At 62.8% G+C, this 13030-nt stretch carries 11 protein-coding genes; all 11 read left to right on the top strand.

Annotation, left to right across the window (positions count from 1 at the left end; all coding sequences use genetic code 11):
• The 11 genes from NKJ81_RS17105 (at position 1) to NKJ81_RS17055 (ending at position 13004) form a co-directional block, all read left to right on the top strand.
• The gene (locus NKJ81_RS17105) at positions 1 to 990 is read left to right on the top strand and encodes a Coat protein (protein ID WP_352541134.1); all 990 of its coding nucleotides are present in this window, start codon (positions 1 to 3) and stop codon (positions 988 to 990) included.
• A gap of 209 nt (positions 991 to 1199) precedes the next feature.
• Complete coding sequence (locus NKJ81_RS17100; RefSeq protein ID WP_352472067.1) at positions 1200 to 1445, top strand: hypothetical protein; 246 nt, start codon at positions 1200 to 1202, stop codon at positions 1443 to 1445.
• 289 nt (positions 1446 to 1734) lie between these two features.
• Positions 1735 to 2337 (top strand): phage connector family protein, encoded by a 603-nt coding sequence (locus tag NKJ81_RS17095; RefSeq protein ID WP_352541133.1) that lies wholly within the window; start codon positions 1735 to 1737, stop codon positions 2335 to 2337.
• A complete protein-coding gene (locus NKJ81_RS17090) occupies positions 2334 to 4697 on the top strand; it encodes a phage tail protein (protein WP_352541132.1) in 2364 nt (787 codons plus the stop codon). Before NKJ81_RS17095 ends, NKJ81_RS17090 begins: the two co-directional genes overlap by 4 nt.
• Positions 4651 to 4791, top strand: a complete 141-nt coding sequence (locus NKJ81_RS17085) for a hypothetical protein (protein WP_352541131.1) — start codon at positions 4651 to 4653, stop codon at positions 4789 to 4791. Before NKJ81_RS17090 ends, NKJ81_RS17085 begins: the two co-directional genes overlap by 47 nt.
• Positions 4792 to 4997: 206 nt before the next feature.
• Entirely contained in the window at positions 4998 to 5666 is a 669-nt protein-coding gene (locus NKJ81_RS17080; RefSeq protein WP_352541130.1) for a hypothetical protein, read from the top strand.
• A 2-nt stretch (positions 5667 to 5668) separates the two neighbouring features.
• A complete protein-coding gene (locus tag NKJ81_RS17075; RefSeq protein WP_352541129.1) occupies positions 5669 to 6160 on the top strand; it encodes a hypothetical protein in 492 nt (163 codons plus the stop codon).
• On the top strand, positions 6160 to 8781 hold the full coding sequence (locus NKJ81_RS17070) for a hypothetical protein (protein WP_352541128.1): 2622 nt from the start codon (positions 6160 to 6162) through the stop codon (positions 8779 to 8781). Before NKJ81_RS17075 ends, NKJ81_RS17070 begins: the two co-directional genes overlap by 1 nt.
• A 93-nt stretch (positions 8782 to 8874) precedes the next feature.
• The gene (locus NKJ81_RS17065) at positions 8875 to 9084 is read left to right on the top strand and encodes a hypothetical protein (RefSeq protein WP_352541127.1); all 210 of its coding nucleotides are present in this window, start codon (positions 8875 to 8877) and stop codon (positions 9082 to 9084) included.
• A gap of 671 nt (positions 9085 to 9755) precedes the next feature.
• Entirely contained in the window at positions 9756 to 10106 is a 351-nt protein-coding gene (locus NKJ81_RS17060) for a hypothetical protein (RefSeq protein ID WP_352541126.1), read from the top strand.
• 444 nt (positions 10107 to 10550) lie between these two features.
• The gene (locus tag NKJ81_RS17055; protein ID WP_352541125.1) at positions 10551 to 13004 is read left to right on the top strand and encodes an SGNH/GDSL hydrolase family protein; all 2454 of its coding nucleotides are present in this window, start codon (positions 10551 to 10553) and stop codon (positions 13002 to 13004) included.
• Positions 13005 to 13030 lie beyond the last annotated feature (26 nt).

The following is a 13030-nucleotide window of genomic DNA, read 5'->3' as shown; positions in this document are numbered from 1 at the left end:
ATGGCAGACGCCTATACCCGTATCGCGGACGCGATCGTTCCGTCCGTCTATGCGCAATACTCGTTCGAGGAGCACGTCCAGTCGCTGGAGATTTACCAGGCCGGGATCCTGTTTTCCGACCCGTCGATCGCCTCGAAGCTCAGCCTGGGCGGACGTTCCGTCGACATGCCCGGCTGGAAGGACCTCGGCAACGATCCGTCCGAGCCGGTCAATGACGACCCGGCCGACTCGATCGAGATGAAGAAGATCGGTGCGCGCCGCGAAGTCGCGGCCCGCAATGTGCGTGCGCAGGCCTGGGGCATCCCGGATCTGACCTCGATCCTTGCCGGCGACGATCCGCAGAAGCTTATCGTGCGCCGCCAGACCGACTGCTGGCAGCGCGCCAACAAGCTGACGCTGCTGGGCATACTGAAAGGCGTGCTGGCCGACAACATCGCCAATGACGGCAGTGACCTGGTGCGCGTCACCGGCGCCTCCATCGTCGACACCGACATCATCGAGGCCGCCTATCTGATGGGCGACCGCGCCGACAAGTTCAAGACGATCTGGATGCATTCGAAACAGATGAAGGCGCTGAAGCTCGCCGACCTCATCGACTATGTGCCGTCGTCCGAGCAGGGCGGGCCGCTGATCCCCTATTACATGGGGCTCAGGGCCGTCGTCGATGACGACATTCCGGTTGCCGGCGGCGTCTACACGGCGTTCATGTTCAAGGACCAGGCGATCCTTTGGAACGAGCTGCCGGTCAACACCGAAGGCGGGCCGCTCGAGTTCGACCGCAAGCCGCGGCAGGGCCATGGCGGTGGTGTCACCGAAATGGTCGGCCGCCGGCATTTCGTGCCGCATGTGCCGGGCACCCGCTTCCTCGATGCGTCCTCGGCCGGCGAATTCGCCACCGATGCCGAGCTGGCACTGGCGGCAAACTGGGACCGCACGGCGTCGAGCGTCAAGCACATGACGTTCATCGCGCTGAAGACGACCGAGGCCTGATCGGGCGAAGGGGCGGGCGTCAGACGTCCGCCCCTTCGGGACACCAGGTCGGCCACCGTGGCGACCCGCAAGTTCACCCGCTGCGCTGCGTCGGAGTGATGTGAATTTTGGCGTTCGCTACAACATTCATGTTGCCCTTTGGCCAATCGACGGCACCAAACAGTTACAAGAAAGGGCGATGCTGCCTTGTCTTGGTAAGGGAGGTCACCATGAACATGAAGTACAAAACAGTTCAGGAAGTGCTCCGAAAAGCGGGCATTGTCATGAGTAAGAAGGGGGAAGTTCATCGCATAAACTTCTTCAGCGGCCTGGAAGACACCGCCTACTACACGCCAAGTCTTCAGGATGCCCTGGACAGGGGCTTGGCTTTGGCGGGAGGTGCCGGAAGGGTGAAAGCAAGCGTCTTTGCCACGTCAGCTGAAACAGGGATCTCGACCGGCGCACGCATCGGCTGACACAATTCATGCAAGACATCGCCGCGTTGCGCGGCGGTGTCGTGAAACTGCAATAGCCGAAGCATTGCCGTCTTCCTTGCTCGAATGGGAAAAAGACGGCTGACGAAGCGTCTGCCACGCCGTTTCATGACGGGCGGGTGGCGTCGTGACGGCCCCCGTGCACGAGACGTGCAACGTTCCGCCCAAGCCAAAATCACAAAAAATCCCCAGCCGCTTCGAAGCGGCTTTTTGCCGTGGAGGCACCATGCCCCGTTTTCTCCGACCAACCATACAGACAGAGGGCTGAGCCATGGCCATCACCCCGCTCGACATCGCCAACATGGCGCTCGCCGTGCTCGACGAGGCGCCGATCGACAGCCTCGACCAGGATGCCAAGGCGGCGCGCCTGCTCAATCTGCATTTTGACCTGACCCGCGAGGCCGAATTGACCAAGCATGCCTTTGTCTTCGCCATCCTGGCGGCCTCGGTCGCCGGCTTCGACACCGGCAGCGGCGCTGGCACGCTGAACTTCGCCTATGAGCTTCCCGCCGATTGCCTGCGGCCCTTGCCGCTGACCCATAATGGCGAGCCGGATGGCGTGCCGCTCTCATGGCGGCAGGAGGCCGGGTTGGTCTATTCCGATCAGGCCGGCCCGCGCATCATCCGCTATGTCGCCAACCTGACCGACCCCAACGACTGGGACGCGCTGTTCACCGAAGTGCTGGTGGCGGCGCTCGCCATCAAGATCGCGCATCCGTTGACCCACAAGGCCAGCATGATCGACGTCGCACGCAGCGCCTATGACAGGGCGCTGGACGCCGCCTACTCGGCCAATGCCATCCAGCGCGGCGGCAGATTTTCCACGACGTCCTGGGCTTTCCAGCGCGGCGACAGCCGGGGCGTCGGCCGATGACCACGCTCTATCCGATCCAGGATGCTTTCATCCGCGGCGAGATTTCTCCCCGCTTGCATGCTCGCGCCTCGCTCGAGCTCTACCGGGCGGCGCTGTCGAAATGCACGAACTTCGTCACGCTGCCGCATGGCGGTATCAGGAAGCGTGGCGGCACCTATTTTTGCGCGGAGGTGAGGGACTCATCAAAGGCGACACGGCTGATCCCGTTCATCTTCTCGGCCGATCAGGCCTATGCGCTCGAATTCGGCGATCTCTACATCCGCGTCTATGCCTATGGCGCGCGTGTCGGCACGGTCGAAGTCGTTTCGCCTTATCCCGAGGCCGATCTGTTCGACCTGCAATTCGTCCAGTCGGCAGACCAGATGTGGATCACCCACAAGGATCATCCGGTCAAAGTGCTGACGCGCACTGCGCACACGACCTGGACGCTCGCCGATTTCGTCTTTCTCGACGGCCCATACGACAAGATCAACACCACGGCCACGACGCTAACGCCGGCCGCAACCGGCAACGCCATGCCGGTCATGGTCGCGAATACGCTGCCAAGCGGCACGGTCAGCAACAGCAACGGCTCATCCGACGTGTGGCAGGTGTTCGATGGCGACAAGCAGAAGGGGGAGAACATAGCGGGCTTTCCGAGCGGGTATCTGCGCTACCAGTTCGGCGGCGGCGGGGCCAAGACGGTCGACGCCTACTGGATTACCGCCACGAATGATCACTCAGACACTGCATCGCCGACCCAGTGGCAATTCCAGGCCTCGCACAACGGCACCGACTGGACGACGCTCGACAGCCGGGACGGAGAGACCGGCTGGTCCAAGTCGGAAACCCGTTTCTTCGACGGCTTCAACAACACGGTTGCCTACGAATATTATCAGCTGCTGTTTTCAGGTGGCGGCAGCGACGGAACCGCTATCGCCGAACTGGCCCTGCACGAATACGCGCCGTCGCAAACGCCATTTGATCTCTCGGCCTCCTCGATCGTCGGCATCAACGACGGCATCGGCTTCCAGACCAGCGATATCGGCCGCGCCATTCGTCTGCTTGGCGCGGATGGCTTCTGGCGCTGGGCCAAGGTCGTTGCCCGAACCAGCACGACGGTGGTCACGGTCCAGTTGTACGGGCATGCTCTGCCCGATCTCAGCCCGATCATCCGCTGGCGTCTCGGCACGTTCGTGCCCGGCAAGTATGTCCAGAGCGGTTCGCTTTACGAGGAGCGTCTGGCGTTCAGCCGAAAATTCTCGGTCTATGCCTCGCAAACCGGCGATTTCGACAACTTCGCCACCGGTGAGAAAGACACCGACGCGCTGGAATTCGTGCAGGCAGGTGGCGGCCAGGCCAACGACATTACGTGGGTGGCGGAATCGGACGGTGCGCTGATCATCGGAACGCTTGGCGGGGTGAGGGCGCTGTCGGGTTCCGGCATCGACGAGGCGCTGACGCCGTCCTCGTTCAAGAACCGCCGGTCCCGGACTTTCGGTTGTGCCCCGCTGCGTCCCGTCGATGCGGGGCAGTCGTTCCTCTATGTCACCCGCTCCCGCAAATCGATCGCCGAGCTGACGCAAAACGCCACCGGCCGCTTCACCTCCGACGATGTCGGTCAGATATCGGAGCACATTCCCAAGAAAGGCGTCGTCGAACTCGCCTTCCAGACCGACCCCGATCCGCTGCTCTGGTTCCCGCTCGGGGATGGCGAACTCGGCGGCTACACGCACCAGCCGTCGCAGGACGTTCGCGGCATGCACATCCACCAGATCGCCGGAAGCTTCGCAGGATCGAACTGGGCCGTTGTCGAAAGCGCCGTGGTGACGCCCGGCCAGGACGGCAACGACGATCTCTGGCTGATCGTCAAGCGCACGATCGGCGGCGTGACCAGGCGCTATATCGAAATCAAGACCGCGCCGTTTGAGTATGGCGGGATCGGCGATGCATTCGAAGTCGACTGCGGCCTGACCTATGGCGGCGTCGCTGTGGGCACGGTCTCGGGGCTTGATCATCTCAACGGCGAAACAGCCGACGTCCTGGCCGATGGCAAGGTCTACAAGGGCCTTGCTGTGGCCGCTGGCGCGGTCTCGCTGCCCGGTGGGGGCTACGGCAGCCAAATGGCAGGTCGGGCTCGGCTACCAGTCCGAAGCCAACACGCTGGAGCTCGATGTCGGCGGCCGCGACGGATCGATCGTCGGGCGGCGCAAGAAGGTGGCCAAGCTCATTCTTTCGCTGCTGGAAACCGACACAACCGGGCTTCAGGTCCAGTCGTTCATCCGCGGCCGCTGGGAGCAGGTTCGCATTCCGTCCGTGGTTGCACCCGACGGCATGGCGAAATTGTTCACCGGCAATGTCGAGGTGCCGATCGACGATAGCTGGGAAGGGCAGGGGCGGGTGAAGATCCGCCACGTCAATCCAACGCCCTGCACGATCAGGGCGATGACACCGGTGTTCGACGCCGAGCCTTAGAAACTGCTGATCTCCCCCCTCGAGGGGGAGATGTCGCCGAAGGCGACAGAGGGGGTCGGCACGTCCTGACGCGGCCTCCTATCGCAAACTGAGGGGGTTGGAGCTACACGCGAGACGACCCCCTCTGGCCTACCGGCCATCTCCCCCTCGAGGGGGGAGATCACCCGCTCCGTCTTCCATCGCTTCCCCAACCAAGGAACCCACCCGTGACCCCAACCCATGCCGAGCAACTCGGCAAGGCGCGGACGGCTGCCGATTTCGCTGCCATCCGCGCCTTGCTCGACACCGACCTCAACGATGCGATCGCCCGCAAGGGCGAGCTGGAAACGGAAAAGTTTGACGCGATCTTCGGCGCCGGCAATTTGACGGCGGCGCGTGCCGCATTGGACGACTGCAACGCTGAAATCGCGCTGATCGAGAAAACCATCGAGGACGCGGACGAGCGCCGCATTGGCGCCCCCCTGGACGAACCCCCCGCCGAAGCCGTCGCCGCCACGCCCGCGCCGGGCGACGCGGTCAGGACAAACGCCGAGGCGCTCGGCGAGCGCTGGCGCACGATCCACTGGCTGATCGAACAGCTGCGCCAGGAGCTGTTCGCGGCCGATGCCTTGAGCCGCGCCATCATCGCTGCCAACGGCCTGTTCAATGCCGACGGCGCTGCCGGGGTCAGAGTCAACCTGACCACCATCCGGCGCACTGCCATGGCCGGCCCGCGCGCCGCCGCGCCATCGCGTCTCAGCCGCCCGGCGATCCAGGCCGACCGGCTGCTTTTGTCCTTCCTCAGCCCGGGCGGCGTGCTCGACCGGCGGCCTTCGATCGGTGCGCCGGTCGACGGCATCAAAAGCAAATTCATTCCCGCCAGCGAACGAGGCTGACCATGTGCACACTAGCTCTTATCGGTACGGCGCTTTCGGCCGGCGGCGCGCTGGCGGAAGGCCAGCAGTCCAGGCAGATGGCCGACTACCAGGCCAAAGCCTATGAACAGCAGGCGCGGGCCGACGCTCAAAGCTCGGCCTTCGAGCAGGGCCAGGAGCGCCACAAGCAGGATCTGCTGCAGGCGCAGGCGCGTGCCCAGGCCGGCGCTTCGGGCGTCGCTATTTCTGGTTCGCCGACCGAGGTGATGGCGGCCAATGCAAGGCAGGGCCAGCTCGACCTCAAGGCGATCCAGTACGGCTCGCAGCTGCGCCAGAACGGTCTCGCCACGCAGGCGGCGATTGCGCGCTTTTCCGGCAGGCAGGCGGTCGGCGCCTCGATCTTCAAGGCCGGCGGCAACCTCGTGTCGGGCATCTCCGGCCTCTACGACCCGGCCAAGGCGGTGACGTTCGGCAGAAGCGCCTTCCCGCCGGCGCCGGGCGGAGGCCTCTACTGATGGCCACCATCCCGCTCCAGCTTGCCCAGCGCCGCCTCGATACCGGCACTGTGGCCTCCTATCCCGACGGCTCGCCGGTGGGCGCCGCCATGCAAGGCTTTGGCGACGAGCTCTCGGCGATTGCCGAGCGCTTCAAGCAACAGAAGCAGCAGCAGGACGCGTTCGACGCCGACATTATCGGCCGCGAGCTGAACGCACGCATCGCCCACGCCGAGGCCGTGGCGGTGCAGACCGCGCCGGCCGACGGCGGCGGCCTGCACGACTTCATGTATGGCCAGCTCGATCCGCGCAGCGACGGCGTCGTCAGGCCCGGCCTGTTCGACCAGATCTTCGACGACACCGTAGCGAAAGTGCCGGAGGGCGAACGCGCCAATTTCCTCGCCCAAAAGCAGGCATTGCGGCTGGCCGGCTCGGCGCGCATGGCCGCGCAGCAGCACGCGCGGCGCCAGAACTATGAGCAGGCCGAGTGGAGCAAGGTCGAGGACGGCTACACAAGCGCCATCGCGCAGGGCGACCCGGACGATAGCGGCACGTTCGAGGCGATCAGGCAGAGCGGGCTCGACCTGATCGGCAAGATGGGCAACCCGGTGGCCCGCCAGGCCGCCGAGGTCGCCTGGCGCAGCAACACGGCAAAGGCACTCGTCCAGGCGATGATCGCCAAGGACCCGAAAGGTGCTGCGGAGGTGCTGGGGGCTGGGGCGGTCTCAACGGACGGCAGGACTAAGGACGATACCATCGAAGCTGTGGGCGGACCTCGGGCGAGTGGGTCCAGCGTGCTGGCGACGCGCGAAGCGCCGGTAGGTGGCCTTCCGTCCGACGAAACACCTATCCGCACGGGTTCCGTGGGGCCCGTCGGAAATACGGCTTGGGCTGCCGCAGGACCCTGGATTGCCGACTTGTCGCCGGACACGGTTCAGGATCTCGGCCAGAAGGCGCAGGTAGCGACTGTGGCAAGCCTGGTCGATGCGCGCACGAACATCGACATCGCCTTGCAGAACGCGCCGGCTGCCATTGCCAATACCGGCAGCTATTCTGGCAAGACACCGGGTGCCGAAGACTTCACTGCCGTGTACGGCGCCGAAGATGGCGGCAAGCGTCTCCAAGCCTTCGACATAACGGCTGATATCGGCCGCGCGGTTTTCGACATGCGACCCGTCCCGAACCAGGCGATACACGCCCAGATTCGGGATTTTGAACCCGGCCCCTACGGCTCGCCGGAAGAGCGGGAGCAATATGAGATAAGGGCCGGCGCCGCGCAATTGGTGCTGGGTGCCAGGCGCGCCGATCCCGCCGGTTACGTCGGCCAACTGTTCCCGAACCATGCTCCGGACTGGGATAAGATCACAGCTCCTGAGGATTATAAGGCTGCCGTCACCTGGGCCGTCGCTGCTCAGCAGGAGTTGGGCTTCGACCGAATACTGCCAATGCCCTGGGCCGTAGCTGGCCAGCAGGCGGCGAAATACATCGACCAAGGTGTGCCGTTCGAAAAGCGCCTTGCCAAATTGAGTTCGATCGTCCTGGCGGTTCGCGATCCTGATGCCCGCAAGGCGACAACCCAACAGATTTCTGTGGCGGCGGAAGCCCAGTGGCGAGCCGAGGCCGCCCAAGATCCGAACGTCGCGCCAGAGTCGTTGGAAGCCCAGGTTGCAGTGCTCAAGAACGGGCTGGCGTGGATCGGGGAACATCCGGCCCAAGCCCAGTACAGCACCATGCCGTGGCTACAGCAATTCGGCTTGGCGTTCTCGGATGTCGGCCGCCTCACGGCTAAGGGCGCGGCCGCCGGCGGTGCGGATGCGATCTCCGCCGGGCTGGACTCCGCTTGGTCCGGAGGAAACTACCAGAACCTCCTCGAAGATGAACAGGCCAAGACCGAGGACGCCGAGGACCGGGCCGGTTCGGCCGGTTGGGCGGCGGAAGCCCTCGGCACCGGCTTAAGCGGATATGGCCTGGCGGAGAGTTTGTTCGGTTTGCTGGGCCGGGCAAGCGTTGGCGCGGCGGCAGAGAACGGCTTGATCGGTCTTGCTGCCCGAACTGGCGTCGGGGGTGTGGCGGGTGGCACTTATGGCGGGGCATACGCCTTCAACACAGGACAGAGCGTCCCCTGGGGAATTGCCAACGGCGCGCTTTGGGGGGCGGGCGGCAATGTCCTTGCCGAAGGGCTCAGTGCAGTTGGCAGCCAGGTGTTGGCAAGGCTTGCCGGGCGTTCTGCGAATGCTAAACCTGATATCGTACTGGATAGTGGGGCTCCCCCGGTTTCTGTCAATGCAGAAGAGATTCCGATCTCGACCGGCAAGGCCCGAGAAATAAGGAGGCCCTATACGCATTTGGAAGATCCTCCCAACGTTGCGTCCGGCAAGGATCCAACAAAGAAGCAGAGGATAGCTATTTTCGAGGAAAATAAAATGGTGAATGATGGAATTTTTAGATCGGATGAGAGTGGTATAGAAATAATTCCAGCAAAGAAAAGCAAAAGAGGCGTAACTCCTCCAAAAAATGAAGCTCATATCGATCACATAGATCCGGTTAATCCCGCTGACAAGACAAAATCGTCAGGATCAAATAGCCATAAAAATCTTCGTCTTACGGCTGGGTTTGAGAATATAGAAAAATCGAATAAATAGGTGACATATGACCGAATGGAAGTTCGAAAACCCAAAAAACACAGCCGTTATTTCGACTCGGAAGATATTTAGGGGGGCGGCTGGATTGCGTATGTGTCACATGATGATGACGGCGACGATAATGAGTCGTGGCAATTCTACGGAAATGAAGCTGAAGTTGATCAAGATGACCTAATTTTAGTGGCCTTGGTCGAGGTGGTCGAGCTTGATGGAACTGTTGCACAGTTGGCGGATTTGCCGTTAGGCTGGCGTGCGTGGCGCGATACAAAGTCTTCGCCATGGAAGCGCGACAAAATCACCTAAACACATTCTGAATGGTAGCGGAGTTTACTTCCGCTTTGGTCCGGTTGGAAGTGAACGCATAGACGAGTCACGACGGTTTTGGCGTGCGCAAGGATTATAGGCTAATGTTCGAGATGAGACGACGGTGGGGCAGATCATGTATCAAAACATACTACCCCTACCAGGGCCGATCATATACAGCGTCACAGCGATGCTGGAGATTATGCGCGCTGGGCTAATAGAAGATGGCAAAAGCAGAAGGCGAACAACATGAATGACGCCGCTCCGAATCTAGACAGCGTCCACCCCATGTTGCCCTGGACGGTTAGATAGGCGCCATGGAAGAGTGGGTCGAAGCCGCGCGAGAGGGAAAGTCGGTCGCGGACATTATCCCCGTCAACGTGCCGGCGACCCCTGCCTACGCCGAAATGTTGGGCAGCCGTCTGAAGTTTCTTGACGAGAACGTGCTTCCGTTGCTCCCAAAGTGATGCACGGCTCGACCAGATCAGTGCTGGCGCGATCACCGGTGAGTACGCCCCGCCGGCGATGGCAACGTGCCGGCGGTCTGATTGTGGTCACGATCCTGGCTTATGGCCTGCTAACCGCCGAGCGGTCAGTTTGGCGGTGCCTCCTGGATCGCCTCCTGTTTCAGATGAAGGATTGACCTGTTGCGCACGGACTCTTTTTCGACCATGGCAAGGATCGTTTTTCTGCTCACCTTGGCCGGCGTCCTCCTGCTCGCGCTTTCGCCGGTGCGCTTCCTGCAGGAGTTGGACATGGGCTTCACCTTCCAGCACGACAAGCTCAACCACGCCGCGGCGTTCGCGGTGCTGGCGGCGCTTGGAAGCCTCGGCTGGCCGGAACACAAGACGAGGCTGGTCGTGCTCCTTGCCATTACCGGCGCGGCGATCGAGCTGCTTCAGGGCGTGCAGCTGATCGCGCGCGATATGGATATCCTCGACTGGGTCGCCGACTGCGCCGGCATGGCCTGCGGGCTGGCGGCCATGAGGGGCACAAGAAGGCTCATTGGCGGGCTGCTGTAGTCTCGACCGCGTTGCCGCTCTCCGTCCGGAAAATGTAAATCGCCGGCTGCGCCGGATAGCGCGGTGTCCGGCCGCGTAGCTTAAGTCTCCCACCGACAGCACCGAACCCCCTTCCAGCCTCGCTTATGCGGGGCTTTTTTTATGGAGCAAGCCCTCATGTCCCGACCTGCAACTGCCGCCGTTCGTCTCCTGACCGGCGAACGCGAACCCGTGCGCCTCGCAACCACGGCCGACATCCTCCTGCACGGCCTGCAGGCCATCGACGGCGTGCCGGCCGAAATCGGCGACCGCGTGCTGGTCAAGGACCAGGCCGACCCGACGCAGAACGGCATCTACACGGCGAGCGAAGGCGACTGGTTCCGCGCCGCCGACGCCCGTTCTACGCGCACCCTGCAGAAGGGCACGACCGTTCACACCCAGGTCGGGTCGGTCAACGCCGACCGCGTGTTCGAGTTCACGGCCGACGAGCCGGCCATCGGCGCCGATGCCATCACCATCGCCGCATCCGTTCCGCCCGACATCGCCGATGTGGTCGAAGAGGTCGAAGCGCTGCGCGATGAAACCCAGGCCTTGAAGGATGCTGCCGCTGCCAGCGCCGGCCAGGCAACCGCCAGTGCTGCCGCTTCCGCCGCGAATGCCGGACAAACCACAGCCGACCGGGCTGCCACCAATTCCGATGCCGTCGCGGCCGCGGCCGCCGTCATCAGCGCTCAGGCTGCACGCGACGCTTCGCTCTACGGCAAGGGCATTTTCCCGACGACTGCGGCGGCAATCGGCTTCGGCGTCGCCGGCAACGGTGCGATCACGCCAGGCTCCGGCGGCGCCAACGGCACGTTCGACCTGGCGTTTACCGGCGGGACCGGTTCGGGCGCTGCCGGCCGCTTCGTCGTGGCGGGCGGCGCGCTGACGCAGATACTGATCACGGCGCCGGGCTCCTACACAGTGGCGCCGACGTTCAGTTTTGCGGCGTCGGCAGGGCTCGCCGGCGCCGCCGCAGCGGCGGTGCTGGGCAGGAATGTCGATGTCGGCGAGTATTTCTGGACGGAAGTTTCGACTGGTGTGCTTGGGCTGTACAATGTCACGGCCGGGCCTGTGGCGGCCGATACGAGCGTTCGCGCGGCAACGGCTGCTCTCCTTTCGAGCGTCGATAGCCTTGCAATGATCGAAGGCCTTAGCGTTCCGACCGCCAGGCTAACTGAGGCGGCCGGATCAGTCAGCCCATCTGTATATCGATCCTACTCTTTTGTGTCGGGCGACACGATCGAGCACATTGCCATTGCCAAAGCTGGAGAGCGAAGCATTCTGCAGCTTATTCACGCGGGGGCTGGTGCGGCCTATACAGCCAACTTCAATCTTGAGGAGGGTATCGTCTCAAGCAGTTCTGGCGCGAACCTCGTCAGCGCTGCCATCACGGATATTGGCTCCGGCTGGTACGAGTGCAAGGCTGTCGTCCTGGCTGCGGCAAATATTACGAACAATGTGCAGGCACGCATGTCGGCTGCTGGCGTTTTTCCGTTCACCGGCGATGGAACCAGCGGTATGTACATTCGCAGTATCGTGCTGCGCAAGCAGGGCCTGCCGGCTAACCTGTTCCCGAGCAGCGACCCCGCCAACGCCGCCTTCACGAAGCAGAACGTGACGGTTACCACCACGGTCAGCCCTTATGAACCGGTGCTGATCTCCCTGCCTCCGCTTGTCGATGGCCTCGACGTGACCGTCAGAGGCCGAATGACGGCGTCGAAGCTTGTCGAAATGGTCGGCTCTGGCAATCCTTCCGTTTATCAGGGCAGGTCCGTGGTCAATGGCGACAATATCGTCTGGAAAGTCACCGCCAAAAAGGCCGAACGCAATCGTCTCAATCTCTACTCCAACAACGCCGTCATCTTCGACTGCACCTTCAATCTCGACACCGGGACTGCGACCGGCACGGGCGCGAGCATCGTCGCTCTTGGCAACGGCTGGTACGAATGCACGGTCACGAAGACGGCAACGGCCACGGCCGCGACGAACTGGCAACAGCGTATTTTCCCGTCTGCTGGCGGTCACCCGTATGTCGGCGATGGTGTGTCTGGATTCTATGTCCAAAGGTCGGCTCTAAGCATCAATGGTGGGCCGAATGTCTTCTCGTCTTCGGAAAACCTCTCCAACTCGGCCTGGACCAAAAGCGCCGGCGTGACGGCAGTCGCCAATGGCGCTCTGTATCTTGGTCTACTGTCGGATCCGGCCAACATCGGCGGCGATCCATATGACGACGGCTCGGCCGCCCTGGTTGGTAAGAAATTGACGCTGATCGGCTCTAGTATTTCGGCCGGAGCCTACTACGTTCCCGTCCTCGCCGGTCTGACCGGTATGGTCCCTACCAATCTAGCCGTCAGTGGCTCGGCCTTGGGGCTGAGCACCACCGCCTATCCGAGCTACGGAATGTCCAATGCGATCACCAACATTCCGGTCGACGCGGAGTTGGTAATCCTGGAGCCGGGCCCGAACGCCTTTGGCGCGCAGGAGACGCCCCTGGGCGCTCTCGGCGACACGACCTACGCCACTCACTATGGTTCGCTGTGGGCGGCGTGCGCCGCCATCCGAGCGCGTGCGCCGAACGCCAAGATCGTCATGATTGGCACCTACAGCGGCGGCCCTGGACACGCGACGCACCGGATAGGTCGGGTGAATGGCCAGGGCAACACCATGGACCAGTTCTTCAACGCCGAGCGCGAAGTGGCGAAGCTGCTGTCCATACCGTTAATCGACGTAGGTGGTGAGAGTGGCATCGGCTACCTGACCTCGTTGCTTTACATGGGCGATGAGCTCCATCCGAATGCTGCGGGCAGTCTGCGTCACGGAACTTTCGACGCTGAGGAACTCCGATGTCTGTCGCGCCGGGGCTTCTTCGGAGCCTAGACTGGAATGGTCCTGTGTGGCAGATG

It is taken from the genome of Mesorhizobium sp. M0018, from assembly GCF_040323955.1.
GTDB lineage: Bacteria > Pseudomonadota > Alphaproteobacteria > Rhizobiales > Rhizobiaceae > Mesorhizobium.
The sequence above is the reverse complement of the archived record's forward strand: the minus strand, read 5'-3'. Positions and strand labels throughout refer to the sequence as shown.